The 21,192-nt window shown below is 38.3% G+C and carries 20 protein-coding genes and 1 other annotated feature; of the genes, 7 read left to right on the forward strand and 13 right to left on the reverse strand.

Annotation, left to right across the window (positions count from 1 at the left end):
- Positions 1-123: 123 nt before the first annotated feature.
- Entirely contained in the window at positions 124-1,815 is a 1,692-nt protein-coding gene (gene ezrA, locus MMB68_RS05305; protein ID WP_221784689.1) for a septation ring formation regulator EzrA, read from the reverse strand.
- A 213-nt stretch (positions 1,816-2,028) separates the two neighbouring features.
- Here ezrA and hisJ point away from each other — a divergent pair, with 213 nt between their 5' ends.
- Positions 2,029-2,823: a histidinol-phosphatase HisJ gene (hisJ, locus tag MMB68_RS05310; protein ID WP_221784690.1), complete on the forward strand. Its 795-nt coding sequence runs from the start codon at positions 2,029-2,031 to the stop codon at positions 2,821-2,823.
- On the opposite strand, the gene refZ is transcribed toward hisJ, so the two are convergent.
- Complete coding sequence (gene refZ, locus MMB68_RS05315) at positions 2,815-3,462, reverse strand: forespore capture DNA-binding protein RefZ (protein WP_050688629.1); 648 nt, start codon at positions 3,460-3,462, stop codon at positions 2,815-2,817. The two genes, hisJ and refZ, sit on opposite strands and share 9 nt — an antisense overlap.
- A gap of 217 nt (positions 3,463-3,679) precedes the next feature.
- Here refZ and MMB68_RS05320 point away from each other — a divergent pair, with 217 nt between their 5' ends.
- On the forward strand, positions 3,680-4,159 hold the full coding sequence (locus tag MMB68_RS05320) for a GAF domain-containing protein (RefSeq protein ID WP_013059483.1): 480 nt from the start codon (positions 3,680-3,682) through the stop codon (positions 4,157-4,159).
- Positions 4,160-4,575: 416 nt separating this feature from the next.
- On the forward strand, positions 4,576-5,178 hold the full coding sequence (rpsD, locus tag MMB68_RS05325) for a 30S ribosomal protein S4 (RefSeq protein ID WP_013059485.1): 603 nt from the start codon (positions 4,576-4,578) through the stop codon (positions 5,176-5,178).
- A gap of 74 nt (positions 5,179-5,252) precedes the next feature.
- Here the strand turns inward: rpsD and tyrS are convergent, their stop codons facing one another.
- Together tyrS and acsA are read right to left on the reverse strand one after the other, a co-directional pair.
- A complete protein-coding gene (gene tyrS, locus MMB68_RS05330; protein ID WP_221784691.1) occupies positions 5,253-6,512 on the reverse strand; it encodes a tyrosine--tRNA ligase in 1,260 nt (419 codons plus the stop codon).
- 75 nt (positions 6,513-6,587) lie between these two features.
- Positions 6,588-6,798: a binding site (T-box leader), on the reverse strand.
- Between the two features lie 139 nt (positions 6,799-6,937).
- Positions 6,938-8,653: an acetate--CoA ligase gene (acsA, locus tag MMB68_RS05335; RefSeq protein ID WP_221784752.1), complete on the reverse strand. Its 1,716-nt coding sequence runs from the start codon at positions 8,651-8,653 to the stop codon at positions 6,938-6,940.
- A 284-nt stretch (positions 8,654-8,937) separates the two neighbouring features.
- On the opposite strand from acsA, the gene MMB68_RS05340 reads away from it, so the two are divergent.
- Genes MMB68_RS05340 through MMB68_RS05350 form a run of 3 tightly spaced genes read left to right on the forward strand, consistent with a single transcriptional unit; the run spans position 8,938 to position 11,405 of the window.
- The gene (locus MMB68_RS05340; protein ID WP_221784692.1) at positions 8,938-9,570 is read left to right on the forward strand and encodes an N-acetyltransferase; all 633 of its coding nucleotides are present in this window, start codon (positions 8,938-8,940) and stop codon (positions 9,568-9,570) included.
- Between the two features lie 30 nt (positions 9,571-9,600).
- Positions 9,601-10,242 (forward strand): acetoin utilization AcuB family protein, encoded by a 642-nt coding sequence (locus tag MMB68_RS05345; RefSeq protein WP_016765739.1) that lies wholly within the window; start codon positions 9,601-9,603, stop codon positions 10,240-10,242.
- Positions 10,242-11,405 (forward strand): acetoin utilization protein AcuC, encoded by a 1,164-nt coding sequence (locus MMB68_RS05350; protein ID WP_221784693.1) that lies wholly within the window; start codon positions 10,242-10,244, stop codon positions 11,403-11,405. The genes MMB68_RS05345 and MMB68_RS05350 overlap by 1 nt, the downstream gene beginning before the upstream one ends.
- A 29-nt stretch (positions 11,406-11,434) precedes the next feature.
- Here MMB68_RS05350 and motS read toward each other — a convergent pair whose 3' ends face one another.
- From motS to MMB68_RS05385, 7 genes are all read right to left on the reverse strand, one after another.
- Positions 11,435-12,091 (reverse strand): flagellar motor protein MotS, encoded by a 657-nt coding sequence (gene motS, locus MMB68_RS05355; RefSeq protein WP_221784694.1) that lies wholly within the window; start codon positions 12,089-12,091, stop codon positions 11,435-11,437.
- Positions 12,081-12,884 (reverse strand): flagellar motor protein MotP, encoded by an 804-nt coding sequence (motP, locus tag MMB68_RS05360; RefSeq protein ID WP_221784695.1) that lies wholly within the window; start codon positions 12,882-12,884, stop codon positions 12,081-12,083. The genes motS and motP overlap by 11 nt, the downstream gene beginning before the upstream one ends.
- A gap of 53 nt (positions 12,885-12,937) precedes the next feature.
- Complete coding sequence (gene ccpA, locus MMB68_RS05365) at positions 12,938-13,936, reverse strand: catabolite control protein A (protein ID WP_221784696.1); 999 nt, start codon at positions 13,934-13,936, stop codon at positions 12,938-12,940.
- A 558-nt stretch (positions 13,937-14,494) separates the two neighbouring features.
- A complete protein-coding gene (locus MMB68_RS05370) occupies positions 14,495-15,571 on the reverse strand; it encodes a bifunctional 3-deoxy-7-phosphoheptulonate synthase/chorismate mutase (protein ID WP_221784697.1) in 1,077 nt (358 codons plus the stop codon).
- A gap of 348 nt (positions 15,572-15,919) precedes the next feature.
- Positions 15,920-16,243 carry a bacillithiol system redox-active protein YtxJ gene (ytxJ, locus tag MMB68_RS05375; RefSeq protein WP_221784698.1) on the reverse strand — a complete coding sequence of 108 codons (324 nt, stop codon included), beginning with the start codon at positions 16,241-16,243 and terminating at the stop codon, positions 15,920-15,922.
- A 213-nt stretch (positions 16,244-16,456) separates the two neighbouring features.
- Positions 16,457-16,912, reverse strand: a complete 456-nt coding sequence (locus tag MMB68_RS05380) for a YtxH domain-containing protein (protein ID WP_013059496.1) — start codon at positions 16,910-16,912, stop codon at positions 16,457-16,459.
- A 27-nt stretch (positions 16,913-16,939) separates the two neighbouring features.
- Positions 16,940-17,425 (reverse strand): DUF948 domain-containing protein, encoded by a 486-nt coding sequence (locus MMB68_RS05385; protein ID WP_013059497.1) that lies wholly within the window; start codon positions 17,423-17,425, stop codon positions 16,940-16,942.
- A gap of 282 nt (positions 17,426-17,707) precedes the next feature.
- Here MMB68_RS05385 and MMB68_RS05390 point away from each other — a divergent pair, with 282 nt between their 5' ends.
- A complete protein-coding gene (locus tag MMB68_RS05390; protein ID WP_221784699.1) occupies positions 17,708-18,823 on the forward strand; it encodes an aminopeptidase in 1,116 nt (371 codons plus the stop codon).
- Between the two features lie 41 nt (positions 18,824-18,864).
- Here the strand turns inward: MMB68_RS05390 and murC are convergent, their stop codons facing one another.
- Together murC and MMB68_RS05400 are read right to left on the reverse strand one after the other, a co-directional pair.
- The gene (murC, locus tag MMB68_RS05395) at positions 18,865-20,166 is read right to left on the reverse strand and encodes a UDP-N-acetylmuramate--L-alanine ligase (RefSeq protein ID WP_221784700.1); all 1,302 of its coding nucleotides are present in this window, start codon (positions 20,164-20,166) and stop codon (positions 18,865-18,867) included.
- Positions 20,167-20,351: 185 nt separating this feature from the next.
- Complete coding sequence (locus tag MMB68_RS05400) at positions 20,352-21,005, reverse strand: hypothetical protein (RefSeq protein ID WP_013059500.1); 654 nt, start codon at positions 21,003-21,005, stop codon at positions 20,352-20,354.
- Positions 21,006-21,192 lie beyond the last annotated feature (187 nt).

Genomic DNA, 21,192 nt, shown 5'->3' on the forward strand with positions numbered 1-21,192 from the left:
ACCAAGGTGTTAACTGGTCCTTCCCAACAGTTGCTGGCACGTTCGTAGGCTATATAGCGTTGCAGAAGGTTATCATCAAACAGATAGAAAAGAAAAGGCTCGTGTCCTTTGGACACGAGCCTTTTAACTCTGTGAAGATACAATACGCTGTATACGATCCAGCGCACCAGGATCTACTTGCTCAATAGCTGCAGATGCCTGTTTTAATGCTTCTTTGTATTCGTAATGACGAAATGCTTCTTCTGCTTCTTCTAAAGACTGTGCAATCGAGTGATGAGTACTTCTATAACGGTTACCGTATTGAATCACTCTTTCAACGAGTTGCGCTTCTTCTAACATTGCCTCTGTTTCATCAAATGTATCCTGAACAAAACCAACAGCATCTTCAAGTAAAGATTGAACAGCTTGAATATTAAGCGGTTTTTCTTTCAGCTTAGCGGTTACTTCATTTAAGATATGAACCGTTTTTTCAAGCTGCACTTTATATTCTTCAGGAACACCAGGAAGGTTGCTTTTTTGAATAAGGCGTCGTGCTTCAATCAACTGAGATTTCAGTTCTTCTATTTTGTCCTTAGCTGAGAGCTCATCTTTGCGAAGAGCTTGTAGCATATCGCTATAGGATTCCTGAGATTCTTTTAATTGGTTAAGCTGTTTGGAAACGTCTTCGAGTTCTTCTTGAATCACACTGTAGGCTAAATTGTGCTCCGCCACCTTGTCCGAAATATTATAGTACAAGTTAGTCAATCGTTTTAGTTCGCGGTCCATTTTATAATATACGTCTAAATCGCGCTCTTTAAAATGATAGCTTTGCTGTACAAATAGCGTTTCTTCACGAAGTTCACGGTTTCGTTCTTGAAGCATACGAAGGAAGTTAGATACCGTATGAGATTCACGGTTCATTTTATGATAGGAGAAAACCTCATGCTCAAGTGAGTCATATAACTGCTCTAAGCGTTCGTTCACATCATCTAGTTTTGTAATCGCTTCTTCCACATATAATTCTTCAATATCTGCAATAATTTCAGCAGTTTCTTGTTTTAAAAGCTCTATCGTTTCTTCTACTTGCAGATGATCTAACACATATCCCTGCTCACTCATTTCGCGGAACCCGTCAAGCAGTTCATTGAACTGAACAGGAAGAGTGGTCTGACACTCAACTAACACTTTTGGAATTTGTTCTAAATACGAATCAATAGCTGTTAAATCAGTTTTTAATTGAAGAACAATCTCACGTGCTTGAAGATAGTTTCCGTTAATCGTCTCTTCCTCGTATTTTTTAAACTGCTCTTTAGATGTATTAATTGCGTATTCTAACGTTTTTTCAGCATTTCCATAGGAATACCGATGTGCGAGCAATTTTTTCTTCACATGGCGGTGAAGCTGATTTAATTCCTCAATATCATATCGATTATCTTGTTCGCTACCAATTAAATTTTGAAGTTCAGTAAGTATGTTTTCAATATCTATCTTGGTTTGTTCTAAGGCTTGATCAATATGTATAGACAACTGCTTCGCTTTTTTAAATCGGTATTTATCTGCTGCTTCTTCCGTTTCAAACAGTTCTTTATCAATTTTCGGGAGATTAGTTGATATAATTTCATCCCACTGCTCACGCCAACGTTCAAATAGCTCTTCAGTTTGACCTGTCATGTTCAATTCTTTTACTTTTGAAATTTCCTCTGCAACTGGCGTATTTGCTAATTCGACTTTGATCGTTTCCAGGCGATCAATTTCTTGATAAATCTTTTTACGTGAAAACATTCCGTACACAACTAATCCGATAATAAGTATGATTAGTGCTATAATGAATTCCATACTAAGCCCCCTTACAGTGCGTTCTACATGACAAGTTTCTTATTTATAAAAAGGGTGAATTTAATCCTTTAAATTTTTTTGCGTCAATGTTTTTATGATACCATGTAAAGTCCAACTTTTGAGCAAAAAATTAAATTTTTTTATACAAAATATTGGCATGGAGTCACTTTGTGTCGTTACAATGGAAAAAGAAGAAAAAAGGAGGCATTTTTTATGAAAGTTGACAAACATATTCATACTCCATTTTGCCCACACGGTTCACCTGATTCATTGCAACAATATGTTGAACAGGCGATTTCCCTGAACTTTGACGAGATTTCGTTTACAGAGCATGCTCCATTACCAAAAAGCTTCAGTGATCCGACCCCTGATCGCGACAGCGGAATGGATCCTGACAAACTTGATCGCTACATTCAAAACGTACAGCAAGTTAAAAAAGAATTTGAGCGCGATATTCGTATTAATATCGGATTGGAAGTTGACTTTATTGAAGGATTTGAACACGAAACAACAGATTTTTTAAACGAGTATGGTCGTTATCTCGATGACAGCATCCTTTCTGTCCACTTCTTAAAACATGAAGAAGGATATGACTGCCTAGATTTTAGCTCTGACGTATTTGCACATATTGTACAGAAGTTTGGCAGCCTAAGCAAAGTATATGATAAGTATTACAACACGGTATTACGCTCTGTACAGGCCAATTTAGGCGTTTATAAACCTAAGCGCATTGGTCATATGACACTCGTACATAAATTTCAAACTCACTTTCCATATGAAGACACACTTTCCCCTATCATTTTATCAATACTCGATGAAATAAAAATGAAGGATCTGGCTTTGGATTATAATGGTGCAGGGTTGTTTAAGCCTTTGTGCAAGGAAGCGTATCCAGCTCCCTTTGTCGTAAAAGCAGCCCAACAGAAAAAAATCCCTCTCGTATATGGGTCAGACGCCCACTGTGCGAAGGATTTAGGCCAAGGCTATGGAGATCTCCATTTAGGATAATTGAACGCGCAGTTTGTTTGTCCGTTCATATGGCAAACATACTGTTGTGTGCACCCATTGCTCAAGCTCAATCGCATATTGCTGAACAAAATAAGGTTCGTGAGGCAATATATGAAGAACTTCACTTAGGTACTGAGGATGAAGATAAGGCATAGACAGCATGCCCTTAAGCTCAATGATTGTAAAGGAAACGTGCAGCTTTCGAAACTCCTTTTCTTTCATCCCTCTTTCAAGGATTGTTTTTAAGTAGTATTTTTCCTTGGTTAAATACGTAGTCATAACTTCTCGAATTAAAATCGTGTCAAGAGAGATTTCTCTATATACGAGTCGGGCAATATGCCTATTTTCGTGCTGGTAATGTAAGATAGCTCGAATCATCACGATCATACTTTCTGTTGGAGACAGTTTTTTCATTTCTTGGAATGCTTGCTCCAGCACCCCAATATAACCTTCAAAATAAGAAATCACTAAACTTTCAAGCAATCCTTCTTTGCTATGAAAATAATATGAAATATTCGCTACGTTCACTTTCGCTTTCCCTGCAATCTCGCGCACCGACGTACCATCAAAACCTTTTACGTTGAAAAGAGAAACAGCCGCATCAATAATTTTCTCTTTCGTTTTTGACTGTACAGCCATCTATCTACACCTCATTTCGATTTATTTTTACAAAACACATATGATTGCAAAATTGTGTAGAAATCGTTACAGTATTTAAAAAGGATTTTAGTAGCCTCTCTACATAATTCGTGATAGGCTTTTTAGTTCCTGTAATCTTTTATCGACAAAGTAGCGTTAAAACTGACGTTTCCTGATAAAAATTCATTAAATCTTATGTTGAATGGAGGAGAATACATTGTTTAATGTCGAAAACTACAGCGGCTCAAAACAAAAGGATTATGAATTAGTAATTAAGCAATTACGCGCCCTATCAGAAGGAGAAAGCAATACCATTGCTAACCTAGCAAATGCTTCAGCTTTACTAAATCAATTTTTAAATGAAGTAAACTGGGTAGGTTTTTATTTAATGGAAGACGGCGAGTTAGTACTCGGTCCTTTCCAGGGGCTGCCGGCTTGTGTTCGCATTCCACTTGGAAAAGGCGTATGCGGTACAGCAGCTCAAAATCAACGAACAGAGCGAATTGAAGATGTTCATGCATTCCCTGGCCACATTGCATGTGATGCTGCTTCTCAATCTGAAATCGTTGTGCCAATGGTAAAAGACGGTAAACTTTTAGGTGTTCTTGATATTGACAGTCCAATCAAAAATCGTTTTGATGAAATTGATCAACAGTATCTTGAAGAATTCGTCAAAGAACTCACTTCTTTTCTTTGAATATGAATAAGCAAAAAAACCGCTGTACATCAGCGGTTTTTGCTTATTAAACAAACGTTTGATTAGCCCATCGCCACCATTTTCTTATGTTCTTTCTTCTCCTTTCATACTTCAAAAGAATATATCCTTTCTTTTACATTCTTTTAATCTTCAATCTCCCTTGACTTTATACGAGGAAACACCTATAATACTCGTTGTGTGAAATATTGCAGCTTATACAATCTTCTTTATGTTTTTTCATTTTGTTCCTCATTAAAAGATTGTTTTACAGAAGTAGCAATCCTTTTAACAAGATGGTGTATCGTGTAACTCTCTGCTGCTAGAGCGATGGTACATGAAAACAAAATGAGCATATCGCTAGAATGTGTCTGTTTTTGTTTTGCATAAAATAAAAACACAAACAAGGAGGAGTCATCATGGCTCGTTATACAGGTCCAAGTTGGAAAATCTCTCGTCGCTTAGGTCTTTCTCTAAGTGGTACAGGTAAAGAATTAGAAAAACGCCCTTACGCTCCAGGTCCACACGGCCCAGGTCAACGTAAGAAAATTTCTGAGTACGGTTTACAATTACAAGAAAAGCAAAAATTACGCCACATGTATGGTGTAACTGAGCGTCAATTCCGTAACTTATTCGTTGCTGCTGGTAAATTAACTGGTAAGCACGGTGAGAACTTCATGATTCTTTTAGAAGCTCGTCTTGATAACTTAGTATACCGTATGGGTCTTGCACGCACTCGTCGTCAAGCTCGTCAATTAGTTAACCACGGTCACGTTTTAGTTGATGGTAAACGCGTTGACATCCCATCTTACCGTGTACAACCTGGTCAAGTGATCGGTGTTCGCGAAAAATCTCGCAACCTTTCAATCGTGAAAGAAGCGCTTGAAGTTAACAACTTCGTACCAGACTACTTAACAGTAGACGCTGAGAAATTAGAAGGTACATTCACTCGCTTACCAGAGCGTTCTGAATTATCTGCTGAAATCAACGAAGCACTAATCGTAGAGTTCTACTCTCGTTAATAGTAAAAAGCCGCTCCTTATGGAGCGGCTTTTTTACTGTCTATATATAAAAAAAAGGCCTTTCGGCCTTTTTTTTATGCGTATTGAATAAGCGTATATTTTTTCTTGCCTCGACGAATCACTGTGAATTGACCTTCAATACGGTCTTCTGCACCTACTGTTTTTTGTAAATCTTGCTCGCGCTCACCGTTTAAGTAAATCGCACCGTTTGAAATATCTTCACGTGCTTGACGTTTAGAAGGAGAAATTTTACTTTCTACAAGTAAATCAATTAAACCAATATCTTCACCTGTATGCGTATAAGAAGGAACATCCTTGAATCCTTGCTTAATTTCTTCTGCTGTTAACTCTGAAATGCTTCCGCTAAATAAAGCTTGCGAAATACGAATTGCTTGCTCAAGAGCTTCTTCACCATGTACAAGCGTAGTCATCGCTGCCCCTAGTGCTTTTTGTGCTTCACGTTTTTCAGGAGCTTCTTTTGCAGAAGCTGCTAATTCATTAATTTCTTCGTGTGATAAGAATGTAAAGTATTTTAAATATTTTATAACATCACGATCATCTGTATTAATCCAGAATTGGTAGAATTCATACGGACTTGTTTTTTCAGGGTCTAGCCAAATTGCTCCGCCCTCTGTTTTACCGAACTTCGTCCCGTCCGCTTTTGTTACAAGCGGAACTGTTAATCCAAATGCTTTTGCATCTTCTTCTGATTTACGAATTAATTCTAAGCCAGCCGTAATATTTCCCCATTGGTCGCTGCCGCCAATTTGAAGCTTACAGTTATATGTTTGGTATAAATTCAAGAAATCGTATGACTGTAAAATCATGTAGCTAAATTCCGTAAATGAAATGCCTGATTCGATACGAGATTGAACAGAATCCTTTGCCATCATATAGTTAATACCAAAGTTTTTACCGATATCTCGTAGGAATGTAATAACATCTAATGATCCAATCCAGTCATAGTTATTTGCAATAACTGCTGCATTTTCACCTTCTTCGAAATCTAAGAAGCGTGAAAGCTGACCTTTAATACGCTCACTAAACATGGCAACCGTTTCTTTTTCATTTAACGTACGCTCTGCTTTTTTACCGCTTGGATCTCCAATAAGACCCGTACCTCCACCAACTAATGCAATTGGTTGGTGTCCAGCTTGTTGAAAGCGACGTAAAATTAAAACAGGAAGCATGTGGCCGATGTGAAGGCTGTCGGCTGTCGGATCGAATCCGCAGTATAAACGAACAGACTCTTTACTCAAAAGTTCACTTAAACCTTTTTCATCCGTTTGTTGGTTAATGAGCCCTCGAAACTCAAGATCTTGTAAAATATCCATGTTATATATTCTCTCCTTTATCTAATTGCTCGTTACAATTTGTTGAACAACATAAAAAACGCCCCTTCTTAAAAAAGAAGGGACGAAAATATCGCGGTACCACCCTATTTGGAAATAAATTATTTCCCACTTAAATGATGTAACGGTCTACCCGTCTTTTGCTACTGTAAGTTCACAAAAGATGCTCAAGGACGTATTTCATATTTGTCTATGTACTGATTTTCAGCAACCATCAGCTCTCTTAAACAGGGAGACAAGTATTACTTCTTCCTATCACTGCAGTTTATTTTATTTAAAAGTTTACACCCCACAATTATGAATGATTTCATTTTAAAATTCAAGTCCAAAAAAAAGTTCAAACAGCTGGCTGTTTGAACTTTATAAAAACCACTTATTTTCCCTACAAAGATTGAAACATTTACTCCTTAGTCTTCCATCGTTGACAAATCGCCCGTTGGCAAATCTAATTCCCACGCTTTTAAAACGCGACGCATAATTTTACCACTTCGTGTTTTAGGTAGCTTATCTTTAAACTCGATTTCACGCGGGGCTGCATGAGCAGCTAACCCTTTTTTCACAAATTGACGAATATCTTCAATCAGTTCATCTGAAGATTCATATCCATCTCTAAGTGCGATAAATGCTTTAATAATTTCCCCGCGCACAGGATCAGGCTTACCAATGACACCCGCTTCTGCTACAGCAGGGTGTTCAACGAGTTTACTTTCTACTTCAAATGGACCCACGCGTTCTCCTGCCGTCATAATAACATCATCGATTCGGCCTTGGAACCAAAAATAACCGTCTTCATCCATATACGCCGAATCACCTGATACGTACCAATCACCTGGCATAAAATATGATTCATACTTTTCTTTGTTGTTCCAAATCGTATGCATCATAGATGGCCAGCCTTTTTTAATTGCTAAATTACCCATTCGATAAGGTGGAAGCTCTTGTCCTTGATCGTCAACGATTGCTGCTTGTACACCTGGAATTGGTTTTCCCATAGATCCTGGCTTAATTTTCATAGACGGATAATTACAAATCGTTTGACCCCCAGTTTCAGTCATCCACCACGTATCATGAATACGTTTTTGGAACACCTTCATTCCCCAGCGTACCACTTCAGGATTTAACGGTTCTCCCACACTTAATACATGTCTGAGATTGCTTAAATCATAGCGTTTAACTAAGTCATCACCAGCACCCATTAGCATACGAAATGCTGTAGGTGCACTGTACCAAACCGTTACGCCAAAATCTTCAAGCGCTTGATACCATGCATCTGGGCTGAATCGTCCTCCCACAATCACATTGGTTGCTCCAGCAAGCCAAGGACCAAAAATCCCATAGGAAGTCCCCGTTACCCAACCGGGATCTGCTGTACACCAATACACATCGTCATCTTTTAAGTCGAGCACCCACTTAGCAGTTTGATAATGCTGAAGCATTGCATTATGAACGTGAAGCACCCCTTTTGGTTTTCCAGTTGAACCTGATGTATAATGAAGCAGCATACCATCTGTTCTATCTACCCATTCAATCTCCACCTCTTTATTCGCCGCTTCTAATCGCTTCAGAAAATCTAGTTGAATGCCTTCTTCTGCTACATTTTCCCCTACCAGGAGAATGTGTTTTAAAGCTGGCAAATCTTTCACCGGAACGCGGCTCAGCAATTCAGGCGTCGTAATTAACACTTTTGCATCACTGTCTTGCAAACGATCTTTTACTGCACCTTCCATGAACGCTTCAAATAAAGGCCCAACAATAGCGCCAAGCTTAACCGCGCCTAACAATGCAAAATAAAGTTCCGGAGAGCGAGGCATAAAGATAAACACGCGATCTCCCTTCTCTACGTCTGCTTGTTTTAGCACGTTTGCGGCTTTGTTTGACCATTCTTTCATTTCTTTGAATGTATATTTTTCATTGCGCTGCGCATCTCGATAATAAAGCGCAACTTTATTTTTACGCGTAGAGTTTGCGTGCTTATCAATTGCTTCATAAGCTGCATTTAATTTACCTGTTTCATGCCATGAAAATTCCTTCTCCACTTGTGACCAGTCAAAGGTTTGATACGTTTTATCATAGTCCTGTAAGTTGTATACCCCTTCAATTACAGGAAGCGCTTCCACCTTCATCACAAACTCCCCCTTATGTATAAAATTTACAAACCTATTATATAACAAAAATAGACTTTTCACAATTTTATAAAAATTATTTGTCGGAATTGGGATAATAGTCTCCCTTGTTATATGACAACCTTTGTTATAGAAGTGTCGAATTAACAAGAATCTCTTTTAATTTCCTATTCTATGTTTTTTAAAAAACTCCTTTTCTTTTATTTAATTTTTTGAAAACGCTTTAATACAGAGTTTTTTTTGTATTATAATACAGATAAGACTGCTTGAAGGTGGTGATTCATGTGAAACATTCCCAAACATACAATATGAAAGAACTAAAAACAGCTGTTGGAACAATTGTTATTGAAGGACCTGTCTCCTCCAAGACCTTGCAACAACTTGATTTTCATGAGCAACTAACGGCCTTTCGTCCACCTGAACAGCAAAAAGAAGCATTGATCGAGATTGCCAACTTGCCTGAAGGTAGAATCATTATTGCTCGCCATCATCATACAATCATTGGTTATGTAACCTTTTTATATCCCGATCCTCTAGAACGATGGTCGGAAGGAAATATGGAGAATTTAATCGAATTAGGAGCTATAGAGGTAGCCGCTCCATTTCGCAGCTACGCTGTTGGTAAAAACTTGCTTATCGTATCTATGATGGATGATGCAATGGAAGATTATATTGTCATTACGACAGAATACTACTGGCATTGGGATTTAAAAGGAACAGGGCTAAATGTGTGGGATTACCGCAAAATTATGGAGAAAATGATGAATAAAGGCGGACTGACGTGGTTTGCCACAGATGATCCGGAGATTAGCTCCCACCCTGCTAATTGTTTGATGGTAAGAATCGGGAGCAGAGTCCCTCAAGAAAGCATACAAGAATTTGATAGCCTGCGCTTTCGAAATCGCTTTATGTATTAAGCTGACCTTTAAGAAAAGGAGCTGTGTCTGATGATTGTTGAAGAGATGATGAAAACTGATCTCGTTACCTTAACCCCCGACCATACGATTGCTGAAGCTATGAAACTTTTAGATACACATAAGATTAGACATATTCCTATCGTTAATGACCTTCATCACGTAGTTGGCATCATTTCTGATCGAGACGTCAGAGATGCAAGTCCATCTATTTTAGATAATACTTATACATCTGCTCTTCTATCCGAACCCGTACGGATGATTATGCAAACAGAAGTCATTACAGCTCACCCTCTTGATTTTGTTGAAGAAATTGCAAGCATTTTTTATGAACATCAAATCGGTTGTATTCCCGTCACAAAAAACAAGCGGTTAGTAGGCGTTGTTACTGAAAGAGATCTATTACATACGTTTATTCAGCTTACCGGCACTAATAAGCCAGGTTCACAAATTGAAATAAAAGTAGAAAATAAGGCTGGCGTGCTCGCTGAAGTTACATCCCTTTTTGGTTCAACGAGAACAAACATCTTAAGCGTACTTGTCTACCCTGATGTAGATGAACGATATAAAATCCTTGTGCTTCGCATTCAAGCTATTAATCCATTGATTAGTATAAATACATTAAAAGAAAACGGCTATGAGGTGTTGTGGCCTAAATTACCGGAGATGACGTAATGACTAGTAATGCTGTATTTATTTATTCAGATGATATTCTTTCGTACAAATTCAGCAATAATCATCCGTTTAACCAGCTTCGTGTTCAACTAACATATGAACTGTTACGGGAATTTGGCGCTTTAGGCAATCAAGATATTGTATTACCGCGGATGGCATCTGATGAAGAACTTCAGCTTGTCCATGATACTAGCTATATTCAAGCGGTAAAATTAGCAGGAAGCGGCGAGCTTTCTGTTGAAAAAGCAGCAGATTTTGGTCTTGGAACAGAAGATACACCTATGTTTCCCAACATGCATGAAGCCAGTGCTTTTTTAGTTGGGGGTACACTTACTGCTGTAGATTATGTGATGACTGGAAAAGCTAAGCACGCTCTAAACTTAGGAGGAGGATTGCACCACGGCTTTCGAGGAAAAGCTTCCGGCTTCTGTATTTATAACGATAGCGCGGTAGCCATCAAATATATGCAGCAAAAGTACAACGCGCGCGTTCTCTATGTCGATACAGATGCTCACCACGGTGACGGCGTTCAATGGACATTTTATGACGACCCTTCCGTTTGTACTCTTTCCATTCATGAAACGGGCCGCTACTTGTTTCCAGGCACGGGAAACGTTAACGAACGCGGGCACAGTGAAGGCTATGGTTATTCATTTAATGTGCCTGTTGATGCTTATACCGAAGATGAGTCTTGGCTCGATGTTTATAAGACCTCTTTAAAAGAAGTAGCTGCTTTTTTTAAACCAGATGTTATCTTGACACAAAATGGAGCCGATTCTCATTATTACGATCCGCTCACTCATTTATGCGGCACCACGAAAATATACCGTGAGATTCCTAAAATTGCTCATGAAATTGCCCATGAATATTGTCAGGGAAGATGGATTGCGGTTGGCGGAGGAGGTTATGATATTTGGCGGGTTGTTCCTCGGGCTTGGTCATTCATTTGGCTTGAAATGGTTGAACGAAAGGCAGAAGGCATGCTTCCTCTGTCATGGCTTGAAAAATGGACAAAAATATCACCTCAACCCGTTTGCACGCAGTGGGATGATGAACCTAATATCTATCAGCCAATTCCAAGAAAACCAGAAATAACAGAAAAAAACGCTCAAACTCTTGAGCGCGCTCTTTATCCTATTCGTTCTCATACATCTCATTCTTAAAAAAAGGCTATACAAGCGTATGGCCTTTTTCACTGTGCTTCGGGATCTGAAATAATAATTTCGACGCGTCTATTTTTTTGTAGATTGCCATTAGACGTGTTCGGAACAAGCGGCTTTGTATCTCCGTATCCAAGTGCTTCAAAGCGGTTAGCAGAAAGAGAAAAATGGTTCGTTAAATAACGTATGACGCCGCTAGCACGCGCTGCCGATAGTTCCCAATTCGATGGATAACGATAGGTGTGAATGGGTCGATTGTCGGTATGACCTTCTACTTTAATATCATTTGGAATAGTACTGAATAACCTTCCTAATTCATCCAGAAAAGGGGTACCTTTTTTCAAAATGTCCGCTTGTCCTGTTTCAAACAGCACCTGTTCTTGTAAAATAAGCACAACTCCGCGTTCATCTCGCTTAGCAGTAATGACATTCTGAAGCTTATTTTCCTTCAGGTAATTCTGCACTTTTGCTAAAATGTTATCCAGGTTTTGAGACTGCTCGCTCTTTTCTACAGAAGCTAATAAGCCACCGCTTGTAAGCGAATTGACAACGGTCTGAAACTTTTGATTATCAACGCTAGACATTGAAAATAGTAAAATAAAAAAAACTAATATTAACGTCACCAAATCAGCAAATGTTACCATCCATTTTGGCGACTGTGCCGAATACCTTTTTCTTCTACGCTTCACGAACGTGTTCTCTCTTTTCTTCCAGTTTTCGCTTTTCAACAGGGGCAAATACTTTTAGCTTTGCTTGCACAAAGCGAGAATTTTGACCCGCCTGCAAGCCGATGACACCTTCAATAATCACTTCTTTAACAAAAAGCTCATGCTCCGTTTTACCAGCTAATTTAGCTGCGATTGGCTGAAAAAACAAGTTTGAAAGCAGCGCCCCGTAGAAAGTCGTTAAAAGAGCAATTGCCATGTTAGGCCCAAGCGATGAAGGGGTATTAAGGCTTTTAAGCATTAGCACTAGCCCAACGAGCGTCCCAATCATTCCCCAAGCGGGGGCATAATCGCCTGCTTTTTCGAACATACTTCGACCTCTCGCATGTCTTTCTTCCACTGCAGCTATTTCAGCTTCAAGCAGCTCTCGAATCACTTCCGGTTCTACTCCATCAATGGCTAGCAGAATACCTTTTTTCACAAATGAATCATCGATTTGCTCAAGCTCTGCTTCTAACGATAGAAGGCCTTCTCGACGCGCTTTTTCCGATAAATGTACAAATGTTCCTACAATTTCTTCTACATTTATATCTTTAGATTGAAACGCTTGTTTCCCTACTCTTCCCATATTTTTTAATTGTTTTAAAGGAAAGCTCACGCACAGCGTACCAAAAACGCCTCCTAGTACAATTAAAATCGATGGTACATCAATAAAAGCTAAAAAACCGCTCATTCCTCCACTTGAAATAACCCCAAACACAACCATAGAGATACCAATTAGTATCCCTATAGGTGTGAGCATATCAATTTTTTTCATATTCTATCTCCCCGTGTCTGAACTTTGGATTCGTTCTTATTCATTCACAGGTATTATTTTGTTGATTGTCTGAACTCGATGCGGTGAGGAAGCTGTACAATGCTGCTGTCTACCGTTTCTTTGTTCATGTATTTCGTTAAGAGACGCATCGCTACTGCACCAATATCATACATTGGCTGTACAACAGATGTTAACTGAGGACGAACCATTGTTGAAAGTCTTGTGTTATCAAAACCGATAACTTCTAGATCGTTTGGTACATTCAACCCGCGATCTTGTGCCCCGTGAATAACGCCTAATGCCATTTCATCCGTTCCAACGAAAATAGCAGTTGGCTTTTCATCTTCTTCTAATAGTTTTTCAACCGCTTCAATACCTGAATCGTACGTGTAGTCTCCTTCTACAATATAAGAATCACGCACAGGCAATCCGCTTTCAGCAAGAGCACGCTTGTACCCTTTTACTTTTTTCGCATGATTGATTGGTTCTTCTAGCGTACCTGAAACGAATGCAATATTTTTATGACCGCTGTCAATTAGTGATTGCACTGCATCAAAAGCTGCTTGTTCATAGTCAATAGTTACAGATGGGATTTGGTTAGTTGATTCGATTGATGCTGCAAGTACAACTGGAACCGGTGATTTTTTTAGCTCTTCTACGTGTTCTTCCGTTACGTTTCCACTCATGAAGATGATTCCGTCTACTTGTTTGCCAAGCATGTTATTTAAAAGGTGAAGTTCTTTATCTTGATTTTGATCGGAGTTACTTAAGATGATATTATATTTGTACATCGTTGCAATATCTTCGATTCCACGCGCTAATTCTGCATAGAAAATATTTGAAATATCAGGAATGATAACTCCTACTGTCGTTGTTTTTTTACTTGCTAATCCACGCGCTACTGCGTTCGGACGATAGCCTAGTCTTTCAATTGTTTCTAATACTTTTTTTCTAGTTGATGGTTTTACATTTGGATTTCCGTTTACCACACGAGAAACCGTTGCCATCGACACGCTTGCTTCCCTTGCTACATCATAAATTGTTACGTTCACAACAAACACTCCTTATCGAAAAACATTTCGTTTATTTTATCCTTATTTCATTTCTTGTATTTACGTATATAAATCCATCTTCCTTTATAGAATGGCTATTTCTAGCTCCTTCACTCTTACATACAGCTTAGATACCCTGTATGCATCTAAATCATTCCTGTTATGCCCTTATTATTACGTGGCAAAGACAATTTTACCAGTTTATATGTAACAATGTAAAAGACGGTGTATATTAAGTAAATAAAAAAAGTGAATCGCGAATTTATATCATATGCACTCACAGAATGATAGCGAATATCTGTAACTACTATACGATACTATGTGCTTCATCGCAACGTATTTACCGCCTTTTTCCGACAAGTTTCACGAGAATTTCATAAATTCTTGTTTTTTGGATTTGCACTTATTCTTTCCTATTTTGACAAAAGTTATCGACTGTTTTCAAAATACGGGATAATTTCGCTTATCTTTATTATAACGAAAGGCAAACAAGCTTGAAACCATTAAGTGCTTCAAACTTGTCATAAAAGTATACGAATTTTTCATTTTTACGTTTTTTTATAAATTTAAGTTACATATAGGTTTTAGCTGCTTCATAAATTCTGTAAATTGCGGGATATCCATTTGCTGAGCTGAGTCTGAAAGTGCTACCGCAGGATCCGGATGAACTTCTGCCATAATTCCATCTGCACCAATGGCAAGAGCTGCTTTAGCCGTTGGAACAAGTAAATCTCTTCTTCCCGTTGAATGCGTGACGTCGACTAAAACAGGTAAATGAGTTTCTTGTTTTAAAATGGGCACAGCTGAAATATCCAGCGTATTTCGCGTTGCTCGCTCATACGTACGAATTCCTCGTTCACATAAAATCAGCTGATCATTTCCTTTTGAAACAATGTATTCAGCAGCGTTAATGAACTCATCAATCGTAGCGGCTAAGCCTCGCTTTAATAAGACAGGCTTCTTCACCGCACCCGCTTCTTTTAACAGCTCAAAATTGTGCATATTACGAGCACCAATTTGAATCACATCTACGTATTCTACAGCTGTTTCAATATCAGCAGGATCGACAATTTCACTAATAACAGCTAAATCGTATTCGTCAGCTACTCTTTTTAAAATTTGCAATCCTTCTAAGCCAAGGCCTTGAAAATCATAAGGAGATGTTCTTGGCTTGTAGGCTCCGCCTCTAAGCATCCGCACGCCCTGCTGCTTCACGGCTTTTGCTACGGCTGCTACTTGCTCATAGCTTTCAACGGAACAAGGTCCTGCTACAAAACGCTGAAGTCCGTCACCAATTGTTTCTCCTTTTACCGTAACAATTGTATTTTCCGGCTTCTTTTTACGGGATACAAGAAGTGCTTTACGATGATCATCTTCTTGAAGCTCTAAATGAGCTTTGAAGATCTCTTTGAAAATATGTTGAAGCGTAGACGTTTGAAACGGTCCTTCATTCTTGCTTAAAATCGCATCAAGCATTGATCGTTCACGAACGGGATCAAACCGTTTGGTTGACTGCATTCCTTTTAACTTTCCTATTTCTTGAACAAGCTCGCCTCGCTCATTAATAAGCTTTAACAGTTTCATATTTACTTCGTCAATTTGAGATCGCAAATGCTGAAGATCTGAATTCGTCATGTACGTCCACCCTTTCACTGATTTTAAACAATCCGTTTAGCAGGGTTACTACATAAGATGATAGATGATGGAGGATATATGTAAGGGGCTTCTCTGCTTTTATGTGCTAAACTACATCTATTGTACGAAAAAGCGGATGAAACCGCAATCAGCTTATAAAAAAAAGAGGTTGAGGCATAGCTAAATCGCTCCAATCTAAAGGCGAACAAATGGGATAAACAATCTATTATGGATTGCTTGTCATACCGCTAGAAGCAGCTACATACAGTAAACCTACGTTCACCATGCCACTGAAAAAATCCGAACGATTAATGTTCGGATTTTTCTTTTACTAAAATACTTTTTCGATTAGTGAGCTACGTTTTTCGCTAATTCGTCTTCGTTAATGTTCCAGTGAGAAACATGCCACTTCACTTTTCCATCTTCAAACAGAAGCGCTTGAGGTGATTCATGCTTCACTTCATACGTCTCAGCGATATAGTTAGATACATCACGTGAATCTTGAACATGAAGATAATAAGAAGGAATGTCTTCATGACTAGAAGCAAACGCTGAAAATGCCTCATGACCAGCTGCACTAATTGGACACGTTGTGCTGTGTTTTAAAAATAAAAAGCGATTGTTTTCTTTTACAACTTGTTCGAACTCTTCAACTGTTGAAATTTTTTTCATTTTTTTCACCCTTTCTGTACTTACTCTTAAGTTTACATGGTTTGACCGTTCCCATACAAAAAGAGTGCTCAGCTTTATGTATGATGCTCATAAATTCATTTATAAGGTGGAGTTTTTTTCCGCAATGAAAAGATTATTTACTTGCTGTTATCCCACCTACATGACATACAAAAAAAGCGTTCACCCTATAGGGTAAACGCTTTTGATTCTTTATTATGGTCGTGGTACTGTGCTTTCCACTTCATCTAGTGCTTTTTGAGCTTCTGTGAGCTTCTGCTGAACGTCTTCGTTGCTTTGAGACTCAACTTCATCAGCAAGCACTTCTAAGCTTGTTGGCGGTAATGCTTCGTGTTCAGGATCTACTTTACGGAAGTTTTTCACCTTGTCCACTACTTGTGAAGATTGCTCAGACAGTGTTTGTGATAAACCAGCCGTTTTTTCTTTAGCCGTTTGAGCAAACCCTTGTCCTTTTTCAACAGCGCTGTTTTTCGCTTGCTCCGTTTTTAAACGAACGTAAGCTGCCTGCTCATTTAAATCAGAACGGAACTCTTTACCTGATTTTGGAGCAAGTAGTAATGCCGTTGCAGCTCCTACAACTCCTCCAATCACTGTTCCTACTAAAAAGCCTTTATTTGAAGTGTTGTTTGGTTTATTTGGTTTGTTTGACATATGCGTCTCCTCCTTTAAAGTTCATCCTTATGAAAATGAGCGTGAGCGTTGAACCGCTTTTTCTTTTACTTCAACAGGTACAGGCTCTGCATCAACTTTTTTCTGTTTTCTTAATTTTATACGTTCCCATACGTCTAATGCAACATTGCTCCATTGAACGACTTGAGCAACAGTTTCTTTATTTTCTTCTACTTTTTCTGAAACGCTTGATGATACGCTTTTAATAGACTTATTTAGGTCTTGAATTGAGTCACCTACGCCTTTAACAGAATCCACCACTGTGTTCAGCGCTTCGGATTTACGCTGAATATCTTCAGCTAACAGATTAGTCTTATGTAAAAGTGCAGTTGTTTCGGCTGTGATTCCTGTCATTTGTTTTTCTACACCGTCTAAAGTACCTGCCACTGAATTTAATGTGTGCTGAACGGATTTCAATGTTTTGGACACGGAAACCACCAGGTAAAAAATCGCAATGGCAACAATAGCAGCGCTTAAATAAAGAATAATAACCATCTGTGCAAGGCACCTCCTATTTTCTTCTCTCTTGTTATAACTACTTTCCCAATTTTATAAACAATTAAACCTTCTATTCCCTATAGACTCTTTAACTTTACCATATTCTCTCTGCTTTTATTCAGAAAAAGGGAAGATTGCTACATTATTTCGCGATATATGAGTTATTTCCCTTCCTAAAGAAAAAAAGGATTTTAAAGCATAAAAACAAACAAAATAAGCTCAGTGGGGTACAATAGAAAGTGAATCACCAATCATTGTTATTTTAAGGAGGCACTATTTATGAAAGACCCTAGAATTGCGACATTAGCTAAAAATTTAATTAATTATTCTGTTCGCCTTCAAAAAGGAGAAAAAGTATTAATCGAAAACTTTGGACTTCAGCGCGAACTTGTGACAGCACTTGTAGATGAAGCGTACAAGGCGGGTGGCTATCCATTTGTACTGCTAAAAGATCATTCGGTAGACCGAGCTCTTTTAAACGGTGCACAAGAAGAGCAGTTCAATATGATGGCAGACTTTGAAGCAAATGTAATGAAAGAAATGAATGCTTATATTGGCTTGCGTTCCGGTTCAAACATTTTTGAACAATCAGATGTTCCGGCAGAGAAAATGAAAATCCAAGGAAATACGATCGGTAAAAAAGTACATAGAGAAATTCGCGTTCCAAAAACAAAATGGGTTGTTCTTCGCTATCCAAACAATTCAATGGCGCAGCTTGCTAAAATGAGTACAGAAGCATTTGAAGATTTTTATTTTGATGTATGTAACTTAGACTATGGCAAAATGAGCAAAGCGATGGATGCTTTAGTTGAGCTCATGAACCGTACGGACAAAGTGCGTTTAACAGGTGAGAATACAGACTTAACGTTCTCTATTAAAGATATTCCTGCAGTGAAGTGTGCCGGGGAAATGAATATTCCGGACGGTGAAGTATACACCGCTCCTGTACGTGATTCTGTAAACGGCACAATTTCTTACAACACTCCTTCTAACTATCAAGGCTTTACGTTTGAAAATGTATCCTTAACATTTAAAGACGGTAAGATTGTTGAAGCAACCGCTAATGATACAGAACGCATCAACGGCATTTTTGATACGGATGAAGGCGCACGTTTTGTTGGCGAATTTGCGATTGGCGTAAATCCATATATTCAACATCCAATGCAAGACATTTTATTTGATGAAAAAATTGACGGAAGCTTCCACTTCACTCCTGGCGAGTGCTACGAAGATGCGTATAATGGAAACAAGTCAAATATTCACTGGGATATGGTGATGATTCAGCGTCCAGAATACGGCGGCGGTGAGATTTATTTCGATGACGTGTTAATTCGTAAAGACGGGCTATTTGTCATTGAGGAATTAAAAGCGTTAAATCCTGAAAATTTAAAATGAGTTTTGAAATAAAAAAAGGCACTCTCCTGAGTGCCTTTTTTTTATGATACAGTTTGCTGATATAGTTTTTCAAACTTTTGAATGTCTCCAGCACCCATAAATACTAATACAGCTTCATTATGGTCTTTTAACGATTCAATTGTTTCTTCATTAATTAATTCAGCTCCGCTGATTTTGCTTCGTAAATCTTCGATTGATAATTTACCTTGATGCTCACGAGCTGATCCAAAAATGTCACATAGATATACTTTATCAGCGTGCTGTAAGCTTGCTGCAAAGTCCTCTAAGAACGTTTGTGTACGCGTAAAAGTATGCGGTTGGAAAACAGCTACAACTTCACGGTTTGGATATTTTTGACGAGCAGCTGAAATCGTTGCATTAATTTCCGTTGGATGGTGTGCATAATCATCGATTAGCACTTGTTTGCCAACGTTCTTTTCACTGAAACGACGCTTTACACCTTGATATGTTTTAAAACGCTCTTGCAGCACAGCAACATCAATTTCTTCATAATGACAAAGTGCAATAACAGAAAGTGCATTTAAGATGTTATGGTCGCCATACCCTGGAATTTCAAATGATGCGTGGAATGTATTACGAACGAACACATCAAATGTTGTGCCTGTTGTGCTTTTTACAATATTACGTGCTTGGAAATCATTTTCTTCGCCTAATCCGTAATAAAGAACAGGTACCTTCGCTTGAATTTGCTGCAGATGTTCATCGTCACCACAGGCAATAATTCCTTTTTTGACTTGAAGTGCCATCTCTTGGAACGCGCTGAATACATCATCGATATTGGCAAAATAATCAGGGTGATCAAAATCAATATTCGTCATAATTGCATAGTCTGGCGTATAAGATAAGAAGTGGCGGCGATACTCACATGCCTCAAACGCAAAATACTTGCTGTCTTTTACACCTTTACCCGTACCGTCTCCAATTAAATATGAAGTAGGTTCAGCTCCTTGAATCACATGCGCTAACATACCCGTTGTGGATGTTTTTCCGTGTGCTCCTGTTACGGCTACACTCGTATACTGTTTCATAAAGTCACCTAAGAAACGGTGATAGCGTACAAGCTTGACTTCTTCTTTTGAAGCTGCTTCTGCAATTTCTTCATGCGTATCAGGAAAAGCATTTCCTGCGATTACAGTCATGCCGTCTTTAATATTATTTTTATCAAATGGTAAAACAGGGATTCCCTGCTGCTCTAGTGCTTTTTGCGTAAAAATTTCTTTTTCAATATCCGATCCTTGAACTTGAAAGCCCATATCGTTTAGGATTTGCGCAAGCGCACTCATTCCTGTTCCTTTAATACCTACAAAATGGTAAACTGTCATATAAAGAACCTCCAACATTCGTCTATCTGTAAGACAGTATATGACGGTTATCTAGAATTGCTCTTACAAACGTATATAAATGTCGTTTGATTGCTGATTTCACGATAACATTCGTACATTATATCACTTCTTATAACATAACTCCATGACTCCATTTCTACTCTCTTCCCTTGCGAAACGGCCTTTTATTTTGGCTTCATCACATAGTATATAGCCTGCTGTTTTAAAAACGAGCGCCATGTCATTGCATTTTTTTTGTCATTATATTGCGTTACTAACTGTTCAATGCGTTGTTTATGTCCTAAAAAGAAAGAGTCAATTAACACGTCATATCCGATTGATTTTATTTTTCGAATCCAAATTACTTGTTGTTCCTCTAAATTTGCAAATCTTCCTCTTACATCTTTGATGATAACCTGCTCATTTGTCAATGGGGTATATCCTTTTAAGAAAAACGAATTAGGTACTTTAGACACAATAATTGGCTCTAGTACACTCGTCAAAAAAAAGGCTCCTTGAATCAAAAACGACTCTGTTTTCTGCTTCGCCTGATCAGCTAAAAAAAGCTGCAGCAGGGTTTTCCCCTGAATGGTTACATATTCAAATGCAAACCACTGAAAAAATAATTGTTCATGGGAATCAGACAGAGGCGCCTCATGAGGCAAGTTTACTAATTCTTTAAATAAATGTGAAGCCCGCACTTTTTCTCGTATATTCGTATAGCGGTTCACAAAAAAGAAATATTGATTGTAAAAGTCGCAAATAGCATTATCAGACTGAAGCTGCTTTTGTTCACGAATTTCATTAAAGTTAATCAGTTCATGATTTTCTTCTGTCATTACTCTTCACTCGTACTCTAATTATTTTAGTTTGTCCTCTTTATACGCCTTCAGCTCATATGTTTCTGCTGGTGAGAAATGATAGCAAACTATCACATGCTGAAAAACCAACACACACATTATCCTTACATATAGTAAATCATTTTACTAGTTCTGACAAACCTTTTCCTTTTTTTCTTCATGGATT

The sequence above is a fragment of the Priestia sp. Y58 genome, from assembly GCF_029522095.1.
In the GTDB taxonomy this organism is placed as follows: Bacteria; Bacillota; Bacilli; order Bacillales; family Bacillaceae_H; genus Priestia; species Priestia megaterium_E.